This window comes from Paenibacillus sp. SEL1 (assembly GCF_054602535.1).
This window is the reverse complement of record NZ_CM137723.1, coordinates 4,682,740-4,709,358: the sequence shown is the minus strand read 5'-3', so window position 1 is coordinate 4,709,358 and position 26,619 is coordinate 4,682,740. Positions and strand designations below refer to the sequence as shown.

27 protein-coding genes are annotated in these 26,619 nt (G+C 45.2%); 11 read left to right on the top strand and 16 right to left on the bottom strand.

From position 1 onward, the window contains the following. Nucleotides 1-92: 92 nt before the first annotated feature. Nucleotides 93-677, bottom strand: a complete 585-nt coding sequence (locus ACYCSE_RS21640; RefSeq protein ID WP_250268233.1) for a TetR/AcrR family transcriptional regulator — start codon at nucleotides 675-677, stop codon at nucleotides 93-95. 170 nt (nucleotides 678-847) lie between these two features. Next, nucleotides 848-1,567: a YebC/PmpR family DNA-binding transcriptional regulator gene (locus ACYCSE_RS21635; protein WP_250245220.1), complete on the bottom strand. Its 720-nt coding sequence runs from the start codon at nucleotides 1,565-1,567 to the stop codon at nucleotides 848-850. A 236-nt stretch (nucleotides 1,568-1,803) separates the two neighbouring features. On the opposite strand from ACYCSE_RS21635, the gene ACYCSE_RS21630 reads away from it, so the two are divergent. Beyond that, nucleotides 1,804-2,550, top strand: coding sequence for a spermidine synthase (locus tag ACYCSE_RS21630; RefSeq protein ID WP_459699839.1), 747 nt, complete (start codon nucleotides 1,804-1,806; stop codon nucleotides 2,548-2,550). On the opposite strand, the gene ACYCSE_RS21625 is transcribed toward ACYCSE_RS21630, so the two are convergent. From ACYCSE_RS21625 to ACYCSE_RS21615, 3 genes are all read right to left on the bottom strand, one after another. Beyond that, complete coding sequence (locus tag ACYCSE_RS21625) at nucleotides 2,547-4,286, bottom strand: proline--tRNA ligase (protein ID WP_459699837.1); 1,740 nt, start codon at nucleotides 4,284-4,286, stop codon at nucleotides 2,547-2,549. The genes ACYCSE_RS21630 and ACYCSE_RS21625 overlap by 4 nt on opposite strands. Before the next feature lie 648 nt (nucleotides 4,287-4,934). After that, a complete protein-coding gene (locus ACYCSE_RS21620; protein ID WP_459699836.1) occupies nucleotides 4,935-5,978 on the bottom strand; it encodes a carbohydrate kinase family protein in 1,044 nt (347 codons plus the stop codon). Between the two features lie 258 nt (nucleotides 5,979-6,236). Further along, the gene (locus ACYCSE_RS21615; RefSeq protein WP_459699834.1) at nucleotides 6,237-7,526 is read right to left on the bottom strand and encodes a glycoside hydrolase family 27 protein; all 1,290 of its coding nucleotides are present in this window, start codon (nucleotides 7,524-7,526) and stop codon (nucleotides 6,237-6,239) included. Between the two features lie 210 nt (nucleotides 7,527-7,736). Here ACYCSE_RS21615 and trhO point away from each other — a divergent pair, with 210 nt between their 5' ends. After that, complete coding sequence (gene trhO / locus ACYCSE_RS21610) at nucleotides 7,737-8,630, top strand: oxygen-dependent tRNA uridine(34) hydroxylase TrhO (protein WP_459699832.1); 894 nt, start codon at nucleotides 7,737-7,739, stop codon at nucleotides 8,628-8,630. A gap of 209 nt (nucleotides 8,631-8,839) precedes the next feature. Beyond that, nucleotides 8,840-9,766 carry an AEC family transporter gene (locus ACYCSE_RS21605; RefSeq protein WP_053325370.1) on the top strand — a complete coding sequence of 309 codons (927 nt, stop codon included), beginning with the start codon at nucleotides 8,840-8,842 and terminating at the stop codon, nucleotides 9,764-9,766. 16 nt (nucleotides 9,767-9,782) lie between these two features. Here the strand turns inward: ACYCSE_RS21605 and ACYCSE_RS21600 are convergent, their stop codons facing one another. Together ACYCSE_RS21600 and ACYCSE_RS21595 are read right to left on the bottom strand one after the other, a co-directional pair. Continuing rightward, the gene (locus tag ACYCSE_RS21600; protein WP_459699830.1) at nucleotides 9,783-10,562 is read right to left on the bottom strand and encodes an ABC transporter ATP-binding protein; all 780 of its coding nucleotides are present in this window, start codon (nucleotides 10,560-10,562) and stop codon (nucleotides 9,783-9,785) included. 195 nt (nucleotides 10,563-10,757) lie between these two features. Further along, nucleotides 10,758-11,306 carry a CGNR zinc finger domain-containing protein gene (locus ACYCSE_RS21595; protein ID WP_452566789.1) on the bottom strand — a complete coding sequence of 183 codons (549 nt, stop codon included), beginning with the start codon at nucleotides 11,304-11,306 and terminating at the stop codon, nucleotides 10,758-10,760. Between the two features lie 137 nt (nucleotides 11,307-11,443). Between ACYCSE_RS21595 and ACYCSE_RS21590 the strand changes: the two genes are divergently transcribed. Beyond that, nucleotides 11,444-11,926: a DinB family protein gene (locus ACYCSE_RS21590; RefSeq protein WP_452566788.1), complete on the top strand. Its 483-nt coding sequence runs from the start codon at nucleotides 11,444-11,446 to the stop codon at nucleotides 11,924-11,926. A gap of 85 nt (nucleotides 11,927-12,011) precedes the next feature. On the opposite strand, the gene ACYCSE_RS21585 is transcribed toward ACYCSE_RS21590, so the two are convergent. Then, complete coding sequence (locus ACYCSE_RS21585) at nucleotides 12,012-12,881, bottom strand: YheC/YheD family protein (protein WP_250268223.1); 870 nt, start codon at nucleotides 12,879-12,881, stop codon at nucleotides 12,012-12,014. Nucleotides 12,882-13,089: 208 nt separating this feature from the next. On the opposite strand from ACYCSE_RS21585, the gene ACYCSE_RS21580 reads away from it, so the two are divergent. Then, nucleotides 13,090-13,926 carry a DUF6492 family protein gene (locus ACYCSE_RS21580; protein ID WP_459699826.1) on the top strand — a complete coding sequence of 279 codons (837 nt, stop codon included), beginning with the start codon at nucleotides 13,090-13,092 and terminating at the stop codon, nucleotides 13,924-13,926. A gap of 62 nt (nucleotides 13,927-13,988) precedes the next feature. Further along, the gene (locus ACYCSE_RS21575) at nucleotides 13,989-15,332 is read left to right on the top strand and encodes a sugar phosphate nucleotidyltransferase (protein WP_459699824.1); all 1,344 of its coding nucleotides are present in this window, start codon (nucleotides 13,989-13,991) and stop codon (nucleotides 15,330-15,332) included. Nucleotides 15,333-15,436: 104 nt separating this feature from the next. Here the strand turns inward: ACYCSE_RS21575 and ACYCSE_RS21570 are convergent, their stop codons facing one another. Both ACYCSE_RS21570 and ACYCSE_RS21565 read right to left on the bottom strand, forming a co-directional pair. Further along, entirely contained in the window at nucleotides 15,437-16,180 is a 744-nt protein-coding gene (locus ACYCSE_RS21570; RefSeq protein WP_459699823.1) for a succinylglutamate desuccinylase/aspartoacylase family protein, read from the bottom strand. Nucleotides 16,181-16,185: 5 nt separating this feature from the next. Continuing rightward, a complete protein-coding gene (locus ACYCSE_RS21565) occupies nucleotides 16,186-17,220 on the bottom strand; it encodes a glycosyltransferase family 4 protein (RefSeq protein ID WP_459699821.1) in 1,035 nt (344 codons plus the stop codon). 353 nt (nucleotides 17,221-17,573) lie between these two features. On the opposite strand from ACYCSE_RS21565, the gene ACYCSE_RS21560 reads away from it, so the two are divergent. Further along, nucleotides 17,574-18,047 carry a C40 family peptidase gene (locus ACYCSE_RS21560; protein WP_061830140.1) on the top strand — a complete coding sequence of 158 codons (474 nt, stop codon included), beginning with the start codon at nucleotides 17,574-17,576 and terminating at the stop codon, nucleotides 18,045-18,047. Between the two features lie 80 nt (nucleotides 18,048-18,127). Here ACYCSE_RS21560 and ACYCSE_RS21555 read toward each other — a convergent pair whose 3' ends face one another. Continuing rightward, nucleotides 18,128-19,504, bottom strand: a complete 1,377-nt coding sequence (locus tag ACYCSE_RS21555) for a sensor histidine kinase (protein ID WP_459699818.1) — start codon at nucleotides 19,502-19,504, stop codon at nucleotides 18,128-18,130. Next, the gene (locus ACYCSE_RS21550; protein WP_459699816.1) at nucleotides 19,501-20,214 is read right to left on the bottom strand and encodes a response regulator transcription factor; all 714 of its coding nucleotides are present in this window, start codon (nucleotides 20,212-20,214) and stop codon (nucleotides 19,501-19,503) included. The genes ACYCSE_RS21555 and ACYCSE_RS21550 overlap by 4 nt, the downstream gene beginning before the upstream one ends. A 147-nt stretch (nucleotides 20,215-20,361) precedes the next feature. On the opposite strand from ACYCSE_RS21550, the gene ACYCSE_RS21545 reads away from it, so the two are divergent. Together ACYCSE_RS21545 and ACYCSE_RS21540 are read left to right on the top strand one after the other, a co-directional pair. Next, nucleotides 20,362-20,535 (top strand): hypothetical protein, encoded by a 174-nt coding sequence (locus tag ACYCSE_RS21545; protein WP_459699814.1) that lies wholly within the window; start codon nucleotides 20,362-20,364, stop codon nucleotides 20,533-20,535. Beyond that, on the top strand, nucleotides 20,526-21,011 hold the full coding sequence (locus tag ACYCSE_RS21540) for an undecaprenyl-diphosphatase (protein WP_459699812.1): 486 nt from the start codon (nucleotides 20,526-20,528) through the stop codon (nucleotides 21,009-21,011). Before ACYCSE_RS21545 ends, ACYCSE_RS21540 begins: the two co-directional genes overlap by 10 nt. 41 nt (nucleotides 21,012-21,052) lie before the next feature. Here the strand turns inward: ACYCSE_RS21540 and ACYCSE_RS21535 are convergent, their stop codons facing one another. The 4 genes from ACYCSE_RS21535 to nadA all read right to left on the bottom strand — a co-directional run bounded on the left by ACYCSE_RS21535 (nucleotide 21,053) and on the right by nadA (nucleotide 24,687). Then, nucleotides 21,053-21,727, bottom strand: a complete 675-nt coding sequence (locus tag ACYCSE_RS21535) for a phosphatase PAP2 family protein (RefSeq protein ID WP_341161562.1) — start codon at nucleotides 21,725-21,727, stop codon at nucleotides 21,053-21,055. 475 nt (nucleotides 21,728-22,202) lie between these two features. Continuing rightward, complete coding sequence (gene yidC, locus ACYCSE_RS21530) at nucleotides 22,203-23,036, bottom strand: membrane protein insertase YidC (protein WP_459699810.1); 834 nt, start codon at nucleotides 23,034-23,036, stop codon at nucleotides 22,203-22,205. Next, nucleotides 23,002-23,331, bottom strand: coding sequence for a hypothetical protein (locus tag ACYCSE_RS21525; protein WP_223830783.1), 330 nt, complete (start codon nucleotides 23,329-23,331; stop codon nucleotides 23,002-23,004). The genes yidC and ACYCSE_RS21525 overlap by 35 nt, the downstream gene beginning before the upstream one ends. 249 nt (nucleotides 23,332-23,580) lie before the next feature. Then, nucleotides 23,581-24,687, bottom strand: a complete 1,107-nt coding sequence (gene nadA / locus ACYCSE_RS21520; RefSeq protein ID WP_459699807.1) for a quinolinate synthase NadA — start codon at nucleotides 24,685-24,687, stop codon at nucleotides 23,581-23,583. Nucleotides 24,688-24,853: 166 nt separating this feature from the next. Between nadA and ACYCSE_RS21515 the strand changes: the two genes are divergently transcribed. Continuing rightward, a complete protein-coding gene (locus tag ACYCSE_RS21515; protein WP_459699805.1) occupies nucleotides 24,854-26,008 on the top strand; it encodes an IscS subfamily cysteine desulfurase in 1,155 nt (384 codons plus the stop codon). Beyond that, entirely contained in the window at nucleotides 26,005-26,544 is a 540-nt protein-coding gene (locus tag ACYCSE_RS21510) for a transcription repressor NadR (protein ID WP_039274627.1), read from the top strand. The genes ACYCSE_RS21515 and ACYCSE_RS21510 overlap by 4 nt, the downstream gene beginning before the upstream one ends. Nucleotides 26,545-26,619 lie beyond the last annotated feature (75 nt).

Sequence of the window (26,619 nt, the reverse complement as noted above, 5' to 3'; positions counted from 1 at the left end):
ATTCTAGATTGAACAGTCTATAATACTCAAAAAAATTTGACCAATCAGTCTGGAATGTTCAAAAAATAAACGCTATTAAGCGTTCATAAAGATCAATTTAAAATCGACAGCGTTGTACGCACAATATCTCTAAGCACCTCAGTGCTCGCGCCTGTCTTGGCGGTAAATGTCAACGATAGTCGGGCATGATTTAGAAATCTGGCGATTGACAATAGCTCAGATTCCGTAGCATGAATCTCCCCCTCTTTTTGGGCGCGGACTAGGGCGTCGTAAAAAGCAAGTTCAAGCTTTTCAGTGTTTTCAGAAATAAAAGCTTTGATCTCATGATGATGCGGAGCCTGTTCAATAGCACTGTTCATAATAAAGCATTCCTTGGACAGCCTCTTATCCGTCAACACTCTAACAGATTCATTAAAAATCATCGCTATTGCATCCTTAATGCTCCCAGGTTGACTGAGCAGATGAACTACAGCTTCGGTCTTGTCACGTATATAAAGCTGAATAGCCGAAAAAAACAAATCATATTTCGTTCCGTAGGTATCATAAAGACTCTGCCGCGCTATACCCAGCTGATCCAGTAAAATTGTCAGAGAAGTTCCCTCATAGCCATGCTCTCCAAATACAGCCATAGCTTTTCGTAGAACACTTTCAGTATCAAATTCTTTTGCTCTTCCCAAACCTTATGTTCACCTCCTTGCCTATGATTATAATTTTTACAGACTGATCAGTCAAGAAAATAAAATTGATTTTTTATAAGTTTATTTACAAAAAAACCATCGTACCGAAATACGATGGTTTAGGAATGTTTATTTTATACAAACGCTCAGATGTAAATGATGCAATCCGACTATTCGTCAGAGTCTACATTGTGGTAAACCTGCTGAACATCCTCCAAATCTTCTAATGCATCAATCAATTTATCGAATTGAACTTGTGCATCTTCTGGAAGTGAAATATCATTTTGGGCAAGCATGGTGAGCTCCGCAACGGTAAACTCAGTCACTCCTGCTTGTTTGAAAGCTTCCTGCACAGCATGGAATTGATCAGGCTCTGCATATACGATGACGGCTTCATCTTCTTCAATGATGTCACGCACCTCTACATCTGCCTCCATCAGCAGCTCCAGCACTTCATCTGCGGTTTTACCCACCAGACCAATAACTGCTGTTGAATCAAACATATAGGCTACAGATCCGCTCACGCCCAGGCTACCGCCATTTTTAGTAAAAGCAGAACGCACATCCGATGCTGTACGATTAACGTTATTGGTCAGTGCATCTACAATGACCATGGAACCGTTCGGTCCGAAACCTTCATAACGAAGCTCTACGTAGTTTTCATCGCCAGCACCTTTTGCTTTTTCAATAGCACGGTCAATGATTGCTTTGGGTACATTGTACGTTTTTGCACGTTCTAAAACGACTCTTAATACCCGATTGGATTCAGGATCAGGTTCGCCCTGTTTGGCTGCCACATAAATTTCCACGCCAAACTTAGCATATATACGACTCGTATTAGCATCCTTGGATGCCTTCTTTTCTTTAATGTTATTCCACTTACGTCCCATAATATCCCGCTCTCTTCCTGTATGAATATACACAACGAACTTCATTATATCCTTGTATATTATATCTCCTAAAGGACATACGAACAAGTTCAAACAACTCCGTTATGGAAAAATAAACAATTCTACCTAATTAGGGATGCTTGAAAATATGAACTTTCAATTCTCCTCATCTATGGACAATCCCCCTATCCATGTCTAAGATGAGGAGGAAGTCTGACTTGAAGGAGATCATTTAATTGGATGTCTTGTACAAAAAGTTGAGCCATAATCATGAAATCACAGTATACGAAACCACCGAGCTGTACGGTGAAAAGGGATTATTTCGGGTGATGCAGTTTTCAAATACAGCCATCCAAGGCGCGGTGGACTTGAATCATCCGCAACGCATTTTGTTCGAATATCCTAGAGCAATCATCCATCTCATGGAACTGAACGATCCGTCATTTGAAGATGTATTTGTTATTGGGCACGGTATAGGTACAATAGCGGGTCATTTTACAGATAAACGCTTTAAGATTGCCGAGCTGGATGCACAAGTCGTAGAGTTCAGCCGAACATTCTTTGGATACGATCAGGATAATGTAACTGTTGGCGATGGACGACGCATTCTGGAGAAGGAAGCGTCTGATGCTTATGACTATATTATTCTGGACGCCTTCACAGAGCAGGGTACACCCTTGCATTTAGTATCCTGGGAATTTTTCAAGATGGCCAAAGAAAAGCTGGATTCCGAAGGCTCCCTGATCATGAATTTAATGGGCAAAAGTGAACACGACCATCTGATTAATGCCATTCACACAACGTTGCGTGAAGAATTCGCCTATGTCACAACTTTCTCGCTCCCCTCGGATGGCGCTGCCGATATTCAAAATATCATTATGGTAGGTCGGGACAAGCCAATCCGGTTTCAGGCACGTCAGATGGCGGACTTTCATGAGATTACACTTGGAGAAGGTCATATTCTACGGGATACAGATGCTTAGCGTAGTTCCAATATTCGTCTCTCTACATCTTCGATATGAATCGTCTCTTTGTTGCAGCTTTTTCGTTCCACTAACTCTACTTTCCCGTGTTCGGCATCTTTACCAACGACGATGCGCACGGGAATACCTACTAAATCAGAGTCTTTGAATTTAACCCCGGGCCGTTCCTCCCGATCGTCCAGCAGCACCTCCACACCGTGATCCTGCAGTTGGTTGTATAATTTCTCGGCTAATTGCATCTGAAGCCTGTCTTTCACAGAAATCGGAATGATATGAACTTGAAACGGGGCCAGCGCATGAGGCCATATCATTCCGTTCTGATCATGATTTTGCTCTACAATGGCAGAAAGGATTCGGGAAACGCCAATGCCATAGCAGCCCATAATCATCGTTTGCTCCGTTCCAGATGTATCCAGAAAAGTCGCACCCAGCTTCTCACTATATTTGGTGCCCAGTTTAAATACGTGTCCGATCTCAATCCCACGATAAAGTTTTAATTCCCCTTCGTCACATCGAGGACATCTATCCCCTTCTATTACATTCCGCAAGTCAGCCACATGCCGAAGATCTATATCGTGCCTTGGATTCACATGTCGATAATGATAATCCAGCTCATTCGCGCCTGCGATACCGCTGGACATTTGGACAACGGCGTAATCTACCCACACAGGGATCGTCAATCCGCATGGGCCTATGAACCCCGAGGGGGTTCCAGTCGCCTTTGACACGGTGTCTGCACTTGCTATTTCGAATTTTTCACTACCTAAAATATGTTTAACTTTCACTTCGTTAACCTCATGATCACCCCTGACAACTACAGCAACAGGTTGATCGTCAGCCATATAAATCAGTGTTTTGATGATTTCTTCAGGTTCTATGTGAAGCGATTCAACCAGTTGATCTATTGTACGTAGGCCTGGAGTATGGAATTTTTCCATTTTAGCTGTATCAAAAGAAGGATGGCTGACATGTTCATTTTCATCTGAGACTGGAGCTATTTCTATTTTCTCCGTCGACCGCGCCACGGCTTTTTCAAGATTAGCTGCATATTCACAGCAGGTGCATGCTACAATGGTGTCCTCTCCAATATCAGCTAGAGCCATAAATTCATGGGTTTCACCTTCGCCACCAATGGCACCCGCATCTGCTTCTACTGCACGAAAATACAAACCGCAGCGGGTGAAAATGCGCTGATATGCCTGGAACATAGTCCAATAGGTATGATCTAGTCCTTCCCAATGTGCATCAAACGAATAGGCATCCTTCATCAAGAATTCTCTGCTGCGAAGCAGGCCAAATCGAGGACGTCGTTCATCCCGAAATTTGGTTTGAATTTGATACAGGGTTACAGGCAATTTGCGATAAGAATTCACTTCATTTCGTATTAAAGACGTAATGACCTCTTCATGTGTAGGCCCCAATGCAAACTCTCGATCATGTCGATCTTGCAGACGCATCAGCTCAGGACCGTAAACATCGTATCTCCCTGATTCTTGCCATAGCTCCATTGGCTGCAATACAGGCATCAGTAGCTCCCCAGCTCCGGCGCGATCCATTTCATCTCGTATGATTTGCTCTACTTTTCTGAGCACCCGTCTGCCCAATGGCATGTAGGTGTACATTCCAGCCGCCAGTTGGCGGATAAATCCTCCCCGCAGCATAAGCTGATGACTGTTCACTTCGGCCTCTGCGGGTGCTTCACGCAAGGTTGTCAGTAATAATTGACTTTGGCGCATGTGTAGCTACCTCCTTGTATGGACGATAAAATGTACGCAAAAAGACACATCCGTCAGGGACGAATGTGTCGTGGTACCACCCTTAATTTGACCGTAGCCATACACGGAACGGTCCTTCATCAGATAACGGCGTCTAGCCGGTAACGGTTTATCTTACAAACCGCTACAGCTCGCAAGGCAGGGAAACGTTCATTCGCGGCGAGAAACCTTTCAGCCCATGAGTTTCTTCTCTGTACAGCGGGTATTGAACCTTTGATCCTTGGTCTACACTATTCATATATATTACAATTTTCACCACTTTACACGAAATGTAATTTCTAGTCAAGGAGATAATCGTCTATCTGAGATCAGCCAGGGACATGAACGATATTTAATTTTCAAGATAATTAAATTCCGTTGGTTATCCTATTGCATAATGAGTGGCCAGACTTTAGAACGGATACACCTGCGAAAACCCAGAACAAAGCGGACTCTACCAAAGAACCTCCCTTTAAAAGCAAATAAAGGAGGCACTGTGGCAGAAAAACAATTACGTATTTCACGCTGTCCATCAGACAACATGCTCCTTTTACCAATTAATTGGTTGAGGCCATTACGTACGTGTAGCTCCCAGTACGCGCTGTTGTAGGGTAGAGTTCTCTTAATTACTTATGTATCTTCCTTTTTAAAATACACGCCCTTGAAAAACACAAAATTTTGCGAATGTGTGCCATACAGCTCCTGAAACCTAGAATGGAGTTTATTCATAGAAAGGGTCTCTGAAACCGTCCGATCCGTTTGCAGGGTCAAGTCGACACAGCTAATTCCAAATTGGCACACTTGCTCCATAGGATAACCTTGGGTGATTCCATAAATCATCCCGGCAATAAAAGCATCATCTGCGCCTGTGACATCAATGACCTCTTGAACGGGATGCATAGGAATTTGTCCATGAGTTCCATCCTGAGAGGCGTACAAAACTCGATCAGCACCGCAGATAAAAATGACATTTTGAACCCCAAGTTTGTGAAAAATTCGGGTGGCATCCAACATATGCTGATCATCTGTAAGTTCTAGCCCCAAATAAGCTTCAGCCTCCACCGGTTTACATACCAGCCATTCCACTCCATGCAAATTTCGGGGAAGCTTTCTCATCTTGGAGGCCGATACCGAAGAAACGACAATAGGAACCCGATGTTCATGGCAGACATGTATGGTGGCTGCAATTACGTTCATAGAGAAATTAGTGTCCAGCAGAACGAGTCGGGACGAGGCGATTAAAGGAGTATTTTCATAAATTACTGAAGGATGAATCTGATCATAAATCTCCATTTCTGCTGTCGCTACAATCAGTTCACCACGCTCATTCAGCAAGGCAGTATAAACCCCAGTTGACGGCTCACCTTTAACTTGCAGAGGAACCACGTGCATGTAACGGCTGGACTGTTCAATAATAAATTCACCTTCCGCATCGTCCCCAACCGCAGTTAGCAGGCTGACCCGTTGGCTCAACCTCCCTAAATTTTCGGCTACATTTCGTGCTACCCCACCGCAAGATTGCAGCCTTGTACTGCTTGGATTGGAGGTATGAAGCTGAAATGTACCTTTAATCATGATTTTACGATCCAGATTGGCCCCCCCGATACATAGTATTGGTATGCTAGAGGGCCAAGGCTCGTCCTGTTCATTTTTGTGGATTTTTTTTAATTTCATGATTTGACTCCTTTCTCGAGTCTATTCGCTAGAATGATTTAAATTTGTACAGAAATAGGCACCCTATAAAATTAACACGTTCCAAATGTCAAATTCCCAAGAATAATGTCGAGTTCGTTAAAATATCCTAAAGTGACACATGCAAAAAAATCACCCTATCGTAAAGTTTACCTTCCACTTTTACGATAGGGTGATTGGGTTGGAATTGCAGCATAGTTCTTCCTTACATTATGTTATTCAGGATTTTTGCAAAATCCTCTATTTCAAAATAAATAGAGCTGCTCCGTGAGGAGGTAAATCTGCGGACAGTTCTTGTGTTAAAACACCTAAATCCATATGGTTCCACAAATCTCTGGCATTTGCCTGTCCTTCAATACCAAGGTCTTTTAAGGATACACGCACCTTTGAAGCTTCATCTCCAGCATTAAACAAAGCTGCGTATACATGACCTTCCCCGTTATGTGAAGTCCAAACGATATGTTCATCCTTTCTGTACACCTGCCGCGCATTCAAACCGTTGCGATGAGCATTTAACACTTCTTCATTCGTTAGCAAGGAAAGGGTCCATGCATCATTATCCCGCAGTTCTCCCCCGAACATCAGTGGAGACCGGAAAATGCTCCACAAGGTCATCATCGTTAGCTGCTCATCCTTCGTAAAGCGTGTCCATCGGTCATGGCTGCCGGAATCCACCGAATCTACCGAACGAATACCCAGATGACCTAGTGGCAGCATGTCGCAATCCGGCCAGTGACCCGGACCTACATGTTCCGCCCACTTCTCGCAGCGCTCAAACATACCATACAGTAAAGGCCATACATCCCAGAAGTCATCAGTCATACGCCACATGTTCGCGTTTGAGATTAAATCAGATGCATGCTCCAGCGGTGCAGGACCAGGTGATAGACTCAGCACCATCGGACGTCCGCATTGGGCGATAGCCCGCCTAATCAATTCAATTTCCGCCAAATGAATACCATAGAGACGTGATGCAGCAATGTCATCTACTTTGACAAAATCCACACCCCATTCCGCATACAGGTCAAACAACGAATTATAGTACTCCTGTGCGCCTTCCTTGGATGCATCTACCCCATACATATCTGTGTTCCAGGGACAAATAGAGTTGGGATGCGCAATTTGTCTCGCCGTGGCTGTGGTTCCCAAAATCGGGGTATCCTGGTGCACCGCCTGACGGGAGATGCCTCTCATCATATGTATACCAAATTTCAATCCCAGACTGTGTACATATTCCGCAAGAGCTTGGAAGCCTCGTCCATCTGCTGCCGAAGGAAAACGATTCACCGCTGGAATAAGACGTGAAAATGAATCCATTTCCAATGGGACGAACGGGCGATACTGTGAAGAAACTGCTCCTGACTCATACCACTGAATATCCACCACGACATATTCCCAACCATATTCCTTCAGGTGCTCCGCCATATATTGAGCATTTCCCCGTACTTCCTCTTCCCGTACTGCTGCACCGTAGCAATCCCAGCTATTCCACCCCATAGGTGGTGTATGCGCTGTCAAAAGATGTTTCATTTCATTCATCCTTTCATCTAGTAAAACTCACCCTGCTACCAGAAATCCTCTCATTACTACGTTACTATTATAATGTAAACCCTTACTTTTGTCGCTCGTCATCTTTTCCATTTCCACTTTTTATACATTTAAGTTGACTAACTTAAAGAATGTGGTACATTTAAAATTGCTTGTTAAAAAACTTTGACTTGAATCAGAGGGTGATTTTACGTGTGTGAACATGCTTATCGAATTTTGTTGTTTTACAAATATGTCAACATAGAAGACCCTGCCACCTTTACGGCAGAGCATCTGGCTTACTGCAAGGAGCTGGGCGTCAAGGGAAGAATCTTGATTGCTGCAGAAGGAATCAACGGAACACTGTCTGGTACAGTAGAGCAAACGGAGCAATATATGCGTGATTTGCGCGCCAATCCGAAATTCCACGATATTATTATTAAAATAGATGAGTCTGACGGTCATGCGTTCAAGAAAATATTTGTACGCCATCGTCAGGAGCTAGTTACGCTGCGTCATGAGGATGAACTGGACCCTAATGTAATTAGCGGTAAGCGGCTGTCACCAAAGGAGTTTTATGAACAGCTTCAAGATGAAGATGTAGTTGTTCTGGACGGACGTAATGATTATGAATATGACATCGGTCATTTCCGCGGGGCTATTCGCCCTGAAGTCGAATCGTTCCGTGAATTTCCACAATGGATTCGCGACAATATGACTCAGTTCAAAGACAAAAAAATCCTGACGTACTGTACCGGAGGTATCCGTTGCGAAAAGTTGTCCGGTCTTCTGATCAAAGAAGGGTTTAACGATGTAGGCCAGTTGGATGGCGGCATTGTGACTTACAGCAAGGACCCGGAAGTACAAGGACGTTTGTTTGACGGTAAATGCTACGTATTTGACGAACGAATCTCCATTCCGATCAATCATACGGATGAAGACGTCATTGTCGGCAAGTGCTTCCATTGTGAAACGCCAAGCGATCATTATATCAACTGCCCGGTGTGCAATCTCCAGCATATCGTATGTCCAGATTGCGAAGAACAGCATCAGCACTATTGCTCTGATGATTGCCGAACCAAAGCGGAAACCGTCGCTACTGCATAAATCCGCAGTATCATTGGTTCATTATAATAAAAGGGATGCCCACAGCCATGATAAACGGCTAATAGGGCATCCCTTTTATTGTTTTCACAATAAGTGTCGAAGGCTTCATAGTATATACCTATGACCTTGATTGTGTTTTCATCTTGGACGGGCTCGAAAGTAGCGCCTTATAATGGAAAATGTCATTACAGAAAGGATGGGTGGAATTCATGATACAAATCGTACTTTCAACTCTATTATCCGTTATCGTTCCGCTGTCCATTCCAGTGATCGCCGGATTTTTACTTGGAAAATTCATGAAGCTGGAAACGAAACCGCTCTCGACTTTGTATTTATATTTTTTAAGCCCCGCCATGATTCTGGACACGCTACTCAAAGCACAGCTTTCTTGGCATGATGTAGCGCAGACTGCCGCTTTTTCAATACTGAACCTGCTGCTGTTGTGGGGAATTGCACAATTAGCGGGGAAAATCTTTAGACTGAGCACTCCGGAAACGGCTGGACTTACCTTAATCTCCACGCTGACCAATAGTGCAAATTATGGCCTGCCCCTTATTTTACTTGCCTTTGGGCAGCTCGGTCTGGATAAAGCCTCCGTGTATGTCGTCATCCAGATGATTATGGTCAATACCATTGGCGTTTACTTTGCAGCCCGCTCTGAATTTTCTGTTCAAAGTGCTGTTAAGTCGGTATTTTCACTTCCTGCGATCTATGCAGCTCTACTCGCCATGGGACTGCGGCTGCTGGACTGGCATCTTCCCTCTGGCATTCAGTCGGGCGTCTCGATGATTGCTGCCGCCTATTCTCCAGTCGTGCTGGCGATCCTTGGTACCCAGATGGCTTATGTAAAAATATTCAAACTGGAGTCGTCTATTAAAAAAGCCAGCTACGCCGGACTAACAATTCGCCTTTTGCTCTCTCCGCTTGCGGCTTGTCTTGCTATGCTGATACTCGGAATTTCAGGTCTTTTGTTCTCCGTTCTCTTCATTTTGGCTTCGATGCCGGTTGCTGTGAATGCTGTCATTTTAGCAGAAAAATTTAATGCATCACCAAAACTGGTTTCCACCTGCATCCTGTGGAGCACGCTTGCCTCATTCCTGATTTTGCCCATTCTGATTATGTTGGTAGCGGGTTAGCGAGAAAAAAGACTCTCTACACCATAGAGAGCCAAGCGCGATTCTGTCTCCATTCTACTTGCACAGGCGTTTCAAAAAAAGCACTAAGTGTGTCACTACTCAGAATATCAGTCGTTTTACCTTTGGCAAATACCGTGCCCCGGCGGATTAGAATCGTATGCGTGTACATCGGTAGAATTTCTTCGATATGATGTGTAACATACAGTAAATTCGGCGAAGCCGGCGACTCCGATAACTGGCGAACGCTATCCAGCAATGCTTCCCGGGAGAAAAAGTCCAAACCATTACACGCCTCGTCCAAAATCAGTAGCTTGGGCGAGGCCATTAATGCGCGGGCGATAAGCACTTTTTGCTTTTCTCCCTGTGAGCATCCCTGATACAATCGATCCACGAGATGAGCACACCCCAGTTGCGTCATAAGCTGAACGGCCTGTTCATACTCTGTATCCGTCGTCTGGTCATAAAGTCCAATGGAGGCAAATTTGCCGCTAATGACAACATCCTGCGTACGCTGACTCCCATTAATTCTTTCCTGTAAAGAGGAACTGACCCAACCAATAGATTTGCGCAACTCCCTCAGATCCACATCTCCAAAGGTATGCCCCAATACACCGACACTACCTGTGGTTGGCCATATGTAACCGTTAATCATATTGAGCATCGTTGTTTTACCTGATCCATTCAAGCCGAGTACAGCCCAGTGCTCCCCCTCAGCTACCTGCCAATTGATTTGGTCCAGTATGGTACGGTTATCTCTCTTCCAGCTTATATTATTAAGTTCAATGACAGAATTCATGGCTGTACACCCTTTCTATTCGTCGTATCATCAGATGTTTATACGCATAGTAAAGATCATCGTTAGTACGTCTAGCTCCTCTTTTATGTAAGCATAGCACAGGGTCACAGGTTGTTCAATTTTAAATAGCCCACTCCATTGTTCATATAGGAGTGGGCTCAACATGTACTGCTCATGTAAATTCTCTTGCTCCATCTACTTTTTCTTACGCTCGCGAAAACGGCGTACCTTCATCAAATTACCACACATTTTTTCGTCGCAAAATCGCTTTGACCGATTTCGGGTATCATCGTAAAATACCCATCGGCAATCGATATTATCGCAAATACGAATTCTGGAGCCGCCGCTATTGACAAGTGCCTGGGCAAAATCGGCTACAACCTCTGCCAGCACTTTTTTCCAACCATTTGCCACGGGTTCCAGCACAATGCTGAAATGCTCATCCTGTTGCTTTAATAAGCGAGTGACCGGCCCCCCTTCCATCATCTTTCGGTTAATCATATCCACCAGAACAGTTGTCATTTGTCCGCCAGAAGTCAGGTGCTCAGCGAAGCTACGTAATTCCCGCCGGAGAATTTGCATTTCTTCGATATCTTCCGCACTGGCTGGGACCGAAGCGGTAAATTGCCACCGCATAAGAAATTCATTTTGCCATTCGGGCTTCAACAAACGATCTTCTGAACGTCCGCTCCCTCTCCAATCGTGCCATTCGCTGTTTACAAAATCAGTCCAAAGTGTATTCAAAAGAGTTCCTCCACCGTCTGTAACCACTAAAATCAATTTAACTGGTTGCAAATCTTAATTTGTCATGCTACATTGTTAATTGTAACGATTTATCCTATGTTTAGCTAGTTACATCCCTACAAAAGGAGTTGGGTTAGGTGAGCCAAGATCGAGTAAATATGCTGGTATTGCAAAGAGAAAATTCATGGGATAAGGAAGAATGGATTGTTCCTCTTGCCGCAGCACTTCACGGTGTGAATACACAGGAGGCCACTTGGACACCACCAGGTGGAGGAAACACGATTTGGCAAACGGTTCGTCACATTAATTATTACAATGAGCGTATTTTGAGACGTTTAACTAACCGACCTATAAGTTCAACTGGAATAAGCAACGATGAGACATTCGGTCCGCCAGGGGATGCTGAAGACCATGAAGGATGGCAGGAGACGCTGAAAGAAGCGGAAGCTCTTGTAAACCAACTGCTTGTCGCCATTACTGCTCTGAATGATGCTGATCTGGATAAGCCTCACGGCTCCGACACTCTCGGTGCTGAATTATCGCGGTGGACGCTGCACGATGCATATCATAGCGGACAAATCGTACTTATACGCAAACAATTGGGGACTTGGCGAGTTTAAAATGTAATCCTAAATAAAAAGGATGAATTATGAAAAATTCATCCTTTTTTCTGTATTAGCTGCTGGCAATGAAGCAATCTACTGGTCAAGATATTTTTTGTTTTTTAGAATCTTTAATTACATTCTTATCTTTATTTTTACCTTTATTCTTGTCTTTATTTTTATCTTTATTTGTATCTTTGCTTGGGACGGTGACCTTCCTTTTTTCATTAGCCAGTCGCCAATAGCTTAACACTTTACGGTACATGGACTTATCTGTTAATTGGTTAAAAATATATGGGTCCGGCTTCGTATTCACCTCAATAATCCACGGGATAAAGCGATGATCCAGTCCAATGTCCACACCAATTTGCCGGAATTTCGGATATGTTTTTTGCAGTTGTTTGGCGATAGTAAGACCCAGTTCATTTAGTTTCTTAACCAGCTCCGCCTGCTTGCTTTGCGATAAATGGGATTTTAGTAACTGCTCCAAGGCCATCGGCTTACCACCACTATGATAGTTGGTCACGATTTTACGGGGATGACCAAGACGTCCAATAATTCCGGTAGACTCCCATAGCCCTTTTTCATTACGCTGCACCATGACCCGAATATCAAAATAACGCATTTGATGGCGTAGTAAATGGATTCCCTTTTGAATGAGATAACTTTTCTTCCCCGTATGTTTCGATAGGCTGATATATAGTGCATCCAAATGTTTGAATTCTTGACGCGTTTCCTCATATTGATAGGCGAAACGCTGGCCGGCCTCCTGCTCTACTCTCATTACACCTTTACCAAAGGTACCTCGCTCGGGTTTTACATAGACCATACCGTACTTCTCCAGCATTGATTTCAAATTTGCTTTATTATATTTGCGAGTTTCAGGTACATAAGGCTTGATGCTGCCATGCTGGAGCAACAATTGGGTTTTATGCCATTTGCTGCGCAACGCCTGCGCTTGTGAAGAATTCACTTGCCCCTCTCCTCTCTACTCTCAGGTAGAACGCTCCTGTAAAAAAAGATCAATCTATCGTATGCGCTAACTCCCCTTTCGAAGCTTCATTAGCCCTGTCCTGCATAGAAATGGACGTTTGACCTTGCCCGGTCGAAAGCGCCTGTCCAAGCATACGATATGGAGAGACGCTGGGAGCGTATATTTGCACATATAGGGAGTGAATAACATGTCAGCGCAATCGGATGGGCCACGGAAGGGTTCCCTTACAATCGATGTTCTGATTCCAGCAATTGATAAAGATATTGCCACACTACCGCTGGTGATTGACAGTCTGCGCCGTCACGTGCAGCACCGAATTGGAACTATTTATATCGTCTCACCGCAAAGCACCGGGATTCGCCGTCTGTGCGCAAACAAGAAATGTACATTTATTGACGAAAAAACGGTGCTGCCCATCACCAAAAAACATATTCATTACGGGACAACGCGCTGGGACCGCTCAGGCTGGCTGTATCAACAATTACTCAAAATGAATGGCGACAAAATCAGTAAAGCCTCTTTTTTTCTCGTCATTGACGCGGACACGATTTTGATTCGTCCACATACGTTCCGTAAAGACGGAAAAACGATTTTTTACTACCGCAGCTGGAGCCAGCCTGAGTATTTTCGCACCTACCACAAGCTGATGGGCGTTAAAGCACCCTCACCAAAATCCTTTGTCACTCACTATATGCTTTTTGAAAAAGCGCGGCTCACCCAGCTCAAGCAAGTTATCGAGGCCCGACATGGAAAACCTTGGTACAACGCAATTATCCACAGTATAGACCGGACAAAACAGTTTGGGTTTTCCGAATATGAAACGTATGCCAACTATTTATACAGCAATAAGCCTTCTCAGATGATTTTGCGCAAGTCATTGAATAAAGCGCTTCATAGTCGGGCTTCTTCCCTGTCGCAAAAACAATTGAATGTCTTGGCCAAGAGCTATCGTTCCTTATCTTTTCATCAACGCAAGGTGTACCAGCTTGCTCCAAAAACAAAGATTGAATCATCGCTAAAATAGTTCTTAAAATCCTGCAAAATGATGCAGTCCAAAATGGATCTGCATTGAAGGAGGAAACGTCCGTGCGCATCGTATTGTTATGCGGTGGTGCCGGAAAACGGCTATGGCCACTCTCTAACGAAATTCGGTCGAAGCTGTTTCTCCGGTTGTTGTCCGCTCCTGACGGGCGAAAGGAATCTATGCTCGGCCGAGTGTACCGTCAGCTTACCTTAGCCGGGCTGGATTCCTCTGCCCTGCTTCTGGCTCATCGAAGTCAGGTAAATCTAGCCTTTCGCCATACAGAAGGTCGTCTGCCCGTTCTGGGCGAGCCTGCCAAACGGGGAACCTTCACCGCTGCTGCACTGGCGGCTGCTTATTTTCACACCAGAGGCATGGGGCTGGATGAAGTTCTCTGCATTGCTCCAGCGGACATGTTTGCAGGGGAGGATTTCTTCCATAGCATAGCAGCGCTCTCCGGCTTATTGCTTGAGAGCGGAGCCGATTTGGCTATGCTTGGGACAAGGCCCACTCATCCCTCCGACCAATACGGCTATGTCGTTCCGGGTCTGCAAATGATACGGGAAGGGAAACCTTCTTATGCGCAAGTTGCTCGCTTCACAGAAAAGCCGGATCATTCCGGGGCACAGCAGCTTATTCATCAGGGTGCGCTGTGGAACTGTGGTATTTACGCTTTTACATTACGGTATATGCTCTCCTGTATGGAGCGAAGTTATTTGCCGCTGAACGATAAAGCATTATGCGCAATGTATGATGGCCTCCCGGCTCGCAGTTTCGACGAGGAGATTGCAGAGCGAGCCGAACATGCCATCGTGCTGCCATACGATGGCGAATGGCACGACATCGGCAACTGGCAGGCTCTAACAGAGCAGCTAAGTAGCCAAGTGATCGGGCGTGGACAGATCAGTGGCCAAACTCATGGCACGTACATCGTCAATGAGTTGCCCTATCCACTTCATGTCATTGGTGTGGAAGATATTATTGCAGCTGCGAGCCCCGACGGCATTCTCATCGCCTCCAAGAGCCATGCTCACGCGATCAAGGACCAGCTAGGCAAACTTCAACTACATCCCAAGCATGGCGAAACCTCTTGGGGCAGTTACCGGGTGTTGGACGAATTTGATCATCGGAGTCTGAACGATATACTGGCCATACGGCTGACGGTACTGCCAGATCACCGCTTGAATGGCCGTATTCACGGCAGTGGACTTAAAGTATGGACGATCGTGTCCGGCCGAGGAGAGGTCATGCTGAACGGAGAACGTTTTGCTGCGGCAAGCGGTTCTGTATTTAGCATTCCGGTCGATACGTATCACACGATCCGTGCCGATCTGGATACATCACTGGAGCTAATTGAGGTACGTCTGGGGAACAGCTTAGTGAACGCCTTCTATAAATCCGAAGCCTGACAACACATAGATATAATATCAGCACGCCACGGATTCTGAACGAAGGTCGCACATAAAAAATCGCTCCTGAGCAAGGTGCAAAAATCCTTGCTCCAGAAGCGATTTTATTTTGTGATGCCATATTTTCTTGAGGTAACCGTTCTAACCTTGGCAGATAAATAAACCTCGTTGCCTTTGACTATTCCGGCTTCTTTTAAAAAATGCTGGACGATCTCCAACTGATAGTGTATGCGTACTTTCTTGGGCAGGCTCCAACCCGTTTCCACGGTAACCGCGCGTGCACCTAAAATACGGGCTGCAGCAGTTCGGGAGGAACCTGGAAGCTCATGCAACCGAATGTTGAAATGTCGGTCGCTCATCTGGATGGAGCGATTCATTCGCTTAATAATCCGACGAACCGTAGGTACCACCGGATTGGCCTTATTGGAGATTAGCGTTTGACCAAGCACCTTGGCATCCTTTTGTGACAATCCGTTGGCCTCATGCAAGTCGAGATACCATTCAGGTTGATACTTTTGTGTTAATTTGAATAGAGCAGCGGAAAGTGGTTGTGTTGCCAGCTGCTTTTTTTTGCGCGGAAAGGTTCGATTAAGATCAGGTATTCCTCTAATCCGTTTGCGGTAAGCCTCTTGATTTACAATCGGTACAATTATAAGCTTACCATGGCTAAATCGCAGTTTTTGCTGATTCAAAAGCTTTACCAATTTCTCAGCAGCTCGTATGCTTGCTATTTCTTTACCATGTATTCCCGCCACTACCATCACACACGGACCTTTTTGTCCCCCTGTAGCTATATAATAAGGAGTTGCCCAAGAACCCTTTCCGAGCATATATCGTTTGACCTGCATCTCCTTCACCTCCGTATAGGCTGCCGTTGTCCTCTCTTCTGTTCTCGCCGACGGATGATTTCACGGTATAGTCTCAAGTAGTTACTGGTCATTTGTTTGTTGGTAAATCTTTGAGTCACATACAAACGTAGCTGCGCTGGTGACGGGTAATTTTTTTGCTGTGCTTTTCGTGCCATTTGGCTAACCGATTTGCAGATCAACTGTGGAAAGCCCGATAGTACCTCGGGAACGGAGCCATTTTTTAATGCCAGCACCGGTGTTCCACAAGCCATGGCCTCAACCATGACAAGTCCGAATGGCTCTTCCCACAGTGTCGGAAACAACAGACACTCTGCATGTTTCAGCAACTTCTGTTTCTGATCGCCTCCAACTGCGCCTACATAGCGTATATTCGGATTGCGCTGAATTCGTTTCTGAATCTCTTTACGGAAAAATTCTGGAGCTTTGATAGGACCTGCAATAAGCAGTCTTTTTCCTGTTCGTTCTGCAACCTGAATGGCCTCCAATACACCTTTATCTCGTATGATTCTGCCCATGAACAGCAAATAGCCACGCTTCTCACTGCTGAACTCGTATTCATGTGTGTTGATACCGTTATAGATATAAAAACCTTTGCCCCTGCCCATCAGCTGGCGCGCTCGTTTACTTACATATACTGGGTTTTTACCGTGTCTCTTCACTGGAAGATGAACAGTGCATACCGATGGACAAGGCAGCTTCCTACGCCCCACAGCAGAACGAAAGGTATGATCATGAATGATATGTGTGTCGGAAGGCATATGCCGGAGTACATATTGGGGGATCTGACTATGTTTCAACCCCTTGGGATAGGGAATCAACCGCGCACTACTCCTGCTCCCACGGGCGGCAAAAAGAGATACATGATGTCCTCGTCTCACCAATTCCTCCGTTAATTCATACACGACCTTTTCCGTTCCGCCCTTGTTGGAGGGTACCGGCTGTGCATCGGGATAGTTGGAAATGACCTGAACAATGGTTAGACGCCGTTTTTTGAGTGCTTTATTCTGCTTTGAAGCCATACGAATTCCCCTTCCTGACCGGAAATACGGTGTGATCCTTACGATGTAAACGGGAATCAGAGCATACTCCCGTACAGGTTATAAATTGTAGTATATAGGTATGTATATTTTGCGTGATTGCTTGTGCCAATCGACTGCAAGTCGATTTTTGTCATACGAGCCTATCTATAAGTGGAATCTATACATTTTGTCAAGCCAAAATTAAGGAGGAAATTCTCATCGTTTTCTAATAAATGAGGACAAAGCGTTGGGGTAACAGGTTTGTAACCATGAGTGGTAAATTCCGGACATTTTATTTGTGTTATTGTCATTTCAGGACATCAACACAATACGAATAACGGAGGAATTTATATATGAAACGTACTTCTAAAAAATTGTGGATGGGTATTTGCTTTACTATGACTTTGGCATTGAGCGCAGGGAGCTTCGTCGTTGGACCAGCCACCACTCATGCCGCTTCGGCAAGTAAAGCTGATCGGATTATTTCTAAAGGCTCCCAGTATATGGGCGTGCGTTATCAACATGGAGCCCCAGCTGGCAGTACAAGCTCTTTTGACTGCTCTTCATTCACTCAATATGTATTTGCACAAAATGGCATCAAGCTTCCGCGATCTTCCAGACAGCAATCAACTGTTGGCACTTTCGTACCGCGTAGCCAGCTGAAAAAAGGCGATTTGGTCTTTTTCTATGCGCCAATTCATCATGTAGCCATTTACATGGGGAACGGCAAAATTCTGCATACGTATGGTAAAGGCGGCGTAACGGTTACAGACCTAAATTCGGGATGGTGGAGTCGCAATTATACAACAGCACGTCGTGTCCTTTAGCATAAATTTTAGATGATTTCCATCCACCGAATGCTTAACTTACAAGTAACAATAAAAAGGCTGTTCCGCGAGTAGATATTCTACTGGAGGGACAGCCTTTCCTGTTGTCTTTGGGGCAGCGTGACGATGACTACCGTTCCTTCTCCTTCTACGCTCTCCATACGTATCGTACCCTGATGGGCGTCTGTAATTGCCTTGGCAATCGGCAACCCCAGCCCGGTTCCTCCGGTTTTACGATGTCTGGAGCTATCTACCCGATAAAATCGTTCAAAGACCCGCTTGATCTCGCCCTCAGGTATTCCGATCCCATAATCCTTAACCTGGATATAGACATCCTTTTCATCTGTAGATAACCCTATTTCGATCTTATCCGAGCTGTATTTTAATGCATTATCCAGCAGGATCACTAGCAACTGCTTCATTTTCGTCAGGTTGGCATCCAGCCAAATTTCGTTCTCTTCTGTTAATATAGAAATTTGACGATCATGTACAGGCTTGAGATGCGCTACTACCTGTTGACAACAACCGATCATTTCTATCCGCTCATGCGGCTCAGGGTCTTTCTGCTGTGAGGAGGCAAGAGTCAGCAACTGCTGTGTCATCGTACGCATTCGCTGAGTTTCTTCATAGATCGACTCAATGGATTCCTTACGAATCTCCTCATCACGCGTACCCCACCGCCGCAGCATGTTGGCATAGCCCTCAATAATCATAAGTGTCGTATTCAGCTCATGTGAGGCATCTGAAACAAACTGCTGCTGACTCTGGAAGCTTTCTTCTAATCTCTCCATCATTCGGTTAAAAGTAGCGGTCATTTGGGACAATTCATCTTGATTGTGATTGCCAGCAGGGATTTTTTTGAATTTCAAGCTTCTTTCAATCTCCTGCATCGTTTGAATACTACTTGAAATCGGCAGCAATATCGCATTCGCCAAAATCGTGCTCCCTACCAAACTTAGCAACATAGCCCCTACAGTGGATGTGATGAGGATCGTATTTAAAATATCGAGATTGGTTTCGAGTGCATCCCATTTTTCTACAATCTCCAGGGTCCCCTTCTGATTACCCTCTGGAGAAAGCACAGGGAGATGGATTACCAGAATTTTATGACCCTGTACATCTGTCAGTTGAGAACTTTGTGAAGTGTTAAAACGTATACCGCCCAGCTTAAATCGGGACTGGCGACTTACTTCATACAGAAGTCGGGATTGCTGATCAAACACTCTCAGAGTGGTGTCTCCAGAAAGCTCATCTTTTAGTTTGGAGCCCCATGCATTCTTTAGAATCATCGTGGGTCCTGTTTCGGCAATGATTTCAGTCCATTTATTTTGCAGCACTTCTCTTTCGTTTCGCGTAGCGATTTTGACGAACAATAGGTGAACTGTAACATCCACAAACAGGAGTATCGACATCACTAAAATAGAACTGAGCAGGGTTATTTTGGTCCGAAGCTTCACGAGTCTTCCTCCCGGATGCAGTACCCAACGCCGCGCACGGTTTTTATCAATTTCTTTTTGTATCCATAATCAATTTTTTTGCGAACATACCGGATATACACATCTACGACATTCGTATCACCGACAAAATCAAATCCCCACACGTCCTGAATCATTTGATCCCGCTGCAATACCTGATTTTTGTGCTCCATCAGATAAAGAAGCAGATCATATTCTTTTGGCGTCAGTTCGATTCGATTGCCCTCCCGCACCACTAACCGTGTCTTGCGTTCCAACACCAAGCTGTCCACTTGCAGCCTAGACGGCGGCTTATCCTCTTCCTGTAAAGCGGTAGCTGTTGGCTCCATTTGATGCCTCATACTGGCCCGCATCCGCGCTAATAACTCCTCGATCTCAAAAGGCTTCGTAATGTAATCATTGGCACCTTCATCCAGACCTGAAACCTTATCAGGAGTCGTGTTACGTGCAGTGACCATAATTACTGGTGTATGATTGTCCACTTTTCGAATCTGCTTTAGCACCTCGACCCCGTTCATCTCCGGCAGCATTACATCCAGAATGATGATATCCCATTTACCAGCTAGAGCTTTTTGCAATCCTTCTCTGCCCGTCTGTGCGATTTCAACTGCATATCCTTCATGAGATAACTCCAACTGAAGCAATCTGGATATCTTCTCTTCATCATCAATAACCAGCACCGACTTTTCCATTGCAAAACCACCTATTTTCTATAGAAAAAACAAATGAGTAATGGAAATGACATTCATTTTTTATTTGATTTTAAGCTTTTATCCGTATAGTCGCTCTATAATATAACTTTGTTATTCAATTTTTTGATGTTAAGGAGTAATTTATTCATGTTAATTAATGTAGACTATGCTTTATTTCACTGGATCAATGAACTGGCTAATTCCCTCGCCTTTTTGAATGGAACCATGCTTTTCTTGGCGCAATATGCACCGTATTTTTTCGGAGTGGCTTTGCTGATTTACTGGTTCACTTTTAAAATGCCGCATCGGAGATGGTTTTAGAAGCCGTCATAACGGTTTGTATCGGCTTTGTAATTAGTTGGGGCCTTGGACATTTGTTTTACAGAGATCGGCCTTTTGTCGGACATTCAGTCATTCAGCTTATTCATCATGATCCTAATGCTTCATTCCCGAGTAATCACGCCCTTGGATCGTTTGCTCTGGCTACAATTTTATGGCTTCATCATCAAAAATTTCGTGTCCTCTGGGTTATCTTGGCTGTACTCATCGCAGTATCCCGCGTGTGGACCGGAGTGCATTATCCCTCGGATATTTTGGCAGGTGCGCTTATTGGTGCAGTTTGTGCCGTCGGCGTTCATCAATTCATTCGAAGCCGGAAGCTTCCTGGCATCTTCATGCAGGCGGCTATTATATTTTATGAAAAATGGGAGCATAAGCTGGGGCTCAAGCCTGGTGAACAGGCCAGAACTAAGATGACTGAGCACACTTCCTCTGTCCAAATGAAAAGCAGACGCTAAAGCGTCTGCTTTTTTATAAGCTTTATTATTTCTGCTACCCGTTATGCTGTCGATTTGGAGCGAAGTGGCAGCATTCGTCGTTCTTCGTACCGCTGATAAAACCAAATACAAGCCGCCATCCAGCAGCCACTCATAAAATAGCCACCCACAACGTCGCTCGGATAATGTACGCCCAAATAAATGCGGCTCGTCCCGATTGCTACAATCAGCAGGCTGCTGAGTACAATAAGAAGGATACGCCCCAGCCTAGAAGGAACATGCTTCCACACTAAAAATGTCAGCGCCGCATACATGCTGAAAGCTGTCATGGAATGTCCGCTTGGAAAGCTGTATCCATTCTCTTCAATAATACGGTTAATCTCCGGTCTCGCACGCTGAAAAAGCAATTTTAGTATCGTATTCAGCATTACCGATCCCAATATACCAGCCGCCAAAAAAAGCAGTTCTCTGCGATGTCCCAATACTCTATAGAGCACGAACATGGCAATTAAAATGATGATCACAACTGGAATCCCACTGCCGATCATGGTAAAAAATTTCATTAGACGGGTCATGGCGGGCGACTCTAGTTGTCCAATAGCCGAAATAATTTCCTGGTCAAAATGCCGAACTTGATGGTCACTCACCCATAATGCGACTAAGCCAAAACCGAATGCACATACTATACATGTGAGCAAAGCCAAGGAAATGGGCAGCTTTGTTGATGTTTGCTTCATTTTCTATAGTTCCTCCATAATGTTCATTGCGTGATAAAACAAAGTTCAGCATTAGCTTACATATAGGTCTTACTTTGCCCACTTTTCTCTTATCATTTCATTAAAAGAATTAGGTGCCTCCCTGTTGGTAACCACTGCCACTCCCTTTTTACCAACGTAACAGCGTCTTCCATGCAACGTTGAATGAGTTGAGAGCCTAATCTTCTCATGCAATAGCATCCGTCCTCCCTTATTTGATTATCATTCCATTCTATGGATGTGGTTGGACTTCTCATACTAGCCTCTCCCAACTTTAGTATCACTTTATAATATAAGGATTTCATATTGACTACAAAATCGCAAGCGGAATGTAGCGAAAAAAGCAGCAGCAAAAAAGGACGCCATTCAAGCCTTATAAACGGCTCGAATGACATCCTAAGATTACACGTGACAACTACAAGCGCAATTCCCAAGTTAAACAAACATGATCTTCTAATTAGGTTGGTGTGACTTCTCCAATTTTAACCTTACTCTCTGCTTCCTCTATTGGATAGCGTCTGCGGAACCACAGCGACTGAAGCAGCAAAAAGGTGCCGCTTACTGTCCAATATAATGGCATGGCAGCAGGGGCATTAAAGGAAAAGATCGCCATCATAATCGGTGAAAGATAGCCCATGATCGCAAATTGCTTGCGCTGGTCAGGCGTCATCTGAAGCTGAGAAAGCTTGGCCTGTGCCAAGTATACAACTGCGACGACGATTGCCAAAATCCAGTCCGGCTGTCCGAGCCGGAACCATAGGAAAGAGTGAGATGCGAGCTCCGGGGTTAAGCGGATTGCAGTGTACATACCGCTCAAGATCGGGAGCTGAATGAGAATAGGCAGACAACCGATATTAAGCGGATTGAATTGATGCTCTTTGTAAAGCGACATCATTTCCTGCTGCATACTCTGCTGGCTGGCGGCATCTTTTTTGTTTTCATACTTCTTCTTAATTCGGTCCAAATCGGGCTGCATGGCGCTCATCTTGCGCTTCATCCCCTGCTGGGCACGCGTTTGACGCATCATAAGAGGAAGTAAGGCCAGCCGGACAATAAATGTCAAAATCATAATCGCCAGCCCAAAGCTTCCACCAAACCATTGCGCCAATTGCTGAATAAGCCAAGAAAGCGGGAACACCACGTAATGATTAAAAAATCCCGGTGTCTGTGCATTTATCTCCGCAGCATTCGCACCACAACCAGACAGCAGCATGACCACCGCCAACACTACCATTAATCCAAATATCCGTTCTTTTTTACCCCAAAAGGTGAATCCCTTGAATCGTTTCATATGTTCCTCCTCGTTGATTGGCTGTGCCATCGTTCAACGAGGGAGAACAATCGGATGCATCTTCATCCGGCGCTTCCTTACGCCGGATATGTCGGGCCAGCCGGACAGGCATGTCCTGTCCACGGGCAGACATCGGCATCTGTGGAGAAGCATGAGACCTTACGGGCCCGCCTTCGACCCAGCATTCGGGTACATTGCCGTGCAAATGAGCGAGATACGTATAAGTCACTGTGCACAGTAAGCCGATTGTAAATAAATAAGGGAGTAGGTCCTGAAGCTCAAACAAGGGATTCACCTCCTTCGGTTTGTTGCCACAATTATAGCACGAAAACCGGACAAGCGACTAATCTTTAATTAGAGATACAGGTTCGACACGAGCAACTGAATTTAAGTTTTACAGGCTCACGCTCCTTCGGTCCAACGCTCAAATCCGGTGGAATGATATTTATTCAAAGCGGAAACCGTCTGCTTGGCGTCAAGCTCCCTACTTCTTTAAAATAAGGCCAAAGATTTCAAGCAGCATTCTCGCTGGAACAGCAAAAGGTTAACGGATAGCAAGCATACGATTCAATGCTAGTACAGCATCCTCTCCGATCTGAGCATCCACACGAATCACACCCACAGGCTCACCCCGATCAAACTGCTCCATTGCCCACAGCAAATGGGGAAGATCGATCCGGTTCATGGTCAGACAGGGACACATATCGGGATTGAGCGATTCAATCTGCTGTTCAGGGTACTGCTGTTTGATTCGTTGCACGAGATTCATTTCTGTGCCAACAGCCCACTGGGTTCCCGGCTCTGCCGCGCGAATGGTATCGATGATGAATTTTGTGGAGCCCGCGCAATCTGCGAGCTGTACGACCTCATAAGAGCATTCGGGGTGAACGATGACCCGGATGTTCTTATCACGCTCGCGGACATTGCGAATGTGATCTACTGTAAACTTTTCATGAACAGAGCAATGTCCTTTCCATAAAATAATTTTTACAGTTGCCGGGTCCTGTTCAGTCTCCAGCTGATCGGTCATTGGATTCCACACGGCCATTTCATCCAGCGGAATTCCAAGATCGTAAGCTGTATTGCGGCCCAAATGCTGATCCGGCAAAAACAAAATACGTTCCTTTTGCTTCAGCGCCCACTCCAGCACTTGCTTAGCATTCGAAGAAGTCACGGTAGCCCCGCCATGCCGTCCTACAAAGGCTTTGATCTCTGCTGTGGAATTTACATACGTTAACGGAATGATCGTATCTCCTACCAACTCCTGTAAATGCTTCCATGCTCGTTCTGTCTGCTCCACATTCGCCATATCTGCCATCGAGCAGCCTGCACGCATATCCGGCAGGACAACAGTCTGTCGATCAGTAGTCAGCATATCCGCTGTCTCCGCCATAAAATGTACCCCACAAAATACAATAAACTCCGCTTCCTGATTTTGTGCAGCCAATTGAGCAAGCTGTAGAGAATCTCCTGTTATATCAGCAAACTGAATAACCTCGTCCTTCTGATAGTGATGGCCCGGTATGAGCAGCTTGGGTCCCCATTTTTGTTTCAGCTCGGCCACTCGCTGCTCCATGTCAGCAACCGTCAGTGTCTTATAATGCTCTGGCATAAGCCCTCGATTTCCTTGTAAAACGTCAAGCATAGACATTAGAATCCCTCCATATCGATGCGGCTGATCGTTCCCGCTCTCACGAACAGATAACCGCTTTGTGTACATACATATTTACAAGTGTCTTGACACTTATATTTACACATGCCTACAATAATCTCAAGAGTTTTTGAATGGAATTATTTTTAAGTAGGGAGGATTTGGTGTGATTTATCTGGACTATGCCGCTTCCACACCTATGTGTGGCGAAGCTCTAAATATGTATAACGTATTAAATAAGGAAATGTTCGGAAATGCCAGCAGTCTCCATGATGCGGGCGGTCAAGCAGCCTACACGCTAGATTACAGCAGGCAACGAATAGCAAATATGATTGGCGGGCAAAAGGAAGGCATCTATTTTACAACAGGGGGAACAGAATCCAATATGTTGGTTGTGCAATCGATCCTGAACGGGTTGCCGCACCATAAAAAGCATTGGATCATGAGCGCTTTGGAACACCACTCGATGTACAACCTTGCTACTTTGCTGGAACGTCAGGGCTATGAACTGACCATTGTGCAACCGGATCGGGAAGGACGAATGACTCGCGAAACTCTTTTACCTCACCTGAGAGAAGACACCGGACTTGTCTCCGTACAACACGCTAATTCGGAAACGGGACTGGTTCAGGACCTTGCTGCCTTATCTCCCCTGCTACGCGAACGGGGTATTTTGCTGCACAGTGATGCGGTACAGACATTTGGGAATATTCGCGTAGATGTAGAATCCATGGGAGTAGATGCACTCTCTGTATCAAGCCATAAAGTGTATGGCCCCAAAGGTGTCGGTGCTGCATATCTCAAACCCGGAACCCCATGGCGTCCCGTGTACCCTGATACACTACATGAAAACGGATTTCGTCCTGGAACGGTTAATGTTCCCGGGATTGCAGCCTTTGTCGTGGCGGCAGAAATGATGACCGAACAGATGGAGTCGCATCAGGAGCGATATACTACCCTGAGAAGACACTTTATTACGAAAATTCAGGAAAGATCCATTCCGTTACGTTGGGCCGTACAGGAAAGCGAGAATAAAGCAGTGCTTCATCATATCGTAGGATGTTTTTTTCACGGTTACGAGGGACAATATGTTATGCTGGAATGTAATCGCAAAGGTGTCTGTATATCAACTGGAAGCGCATGTGCTGCCGGACACCACGATCCTTCTCCTGCCTTACAGGCGCTTGGAGCATCCGGCCGTGAAGCGTTACAATTTATCCGTGTTTCTTTCGGAAGAACGACCACCATCGAGGAATTGAATGTATTGGTAGATATTTTGACAGACCTGACGCATCGAAAAGAAAGGAGCTTATCCCGTTGACTGAATCTTTAAAACGGTCAGGTACGGATCGCCGCGAACAGCTACTATTGTGGCTCAAGAGCGAATCACCACTGACCGGGAGCGAACTGGCGCGCAGATCCTCCGTCTCCCGACAAGTCATTGTACAGGATATTTCCCTGTTAAAAGCAAGCCAAGAGCCTATCCTTGCAACAAGTCAAGGATACATTTATATGGAGCCTGCGAGTCAGGCAACTCCCTTAGCTTCACGTATTATTGTGTGTAAACATCGACCTGAACAGACAGAAGAGGAACTAAAGCTGATTGTGGACTACGGTGTAAGTGTGCAGGATGTTATTGTTGAGCATCCGGTATACGGGGATCTGACTGCTCCGATACGGGTTGGAACTCGCAAGGAAGTGGACGATTTTATCCGTAAAATCAGCTCCACCCAGGCCACTTATTTGTCCCAGCTGACGGGAGGCATCCACCTGCACACCTTGAATGCCTCGGATGAAGATAAAATTAATGATGCCTGCGCTGCATTGGAGCAAGCAGGCTTCCTAATGACGGACTAACTTAGTGCGCTTAGCGGAGTAAAGAAAATCCTGTCCAGTATGTGGAGTGCAACTGTGCTCCACATGGACGGTATT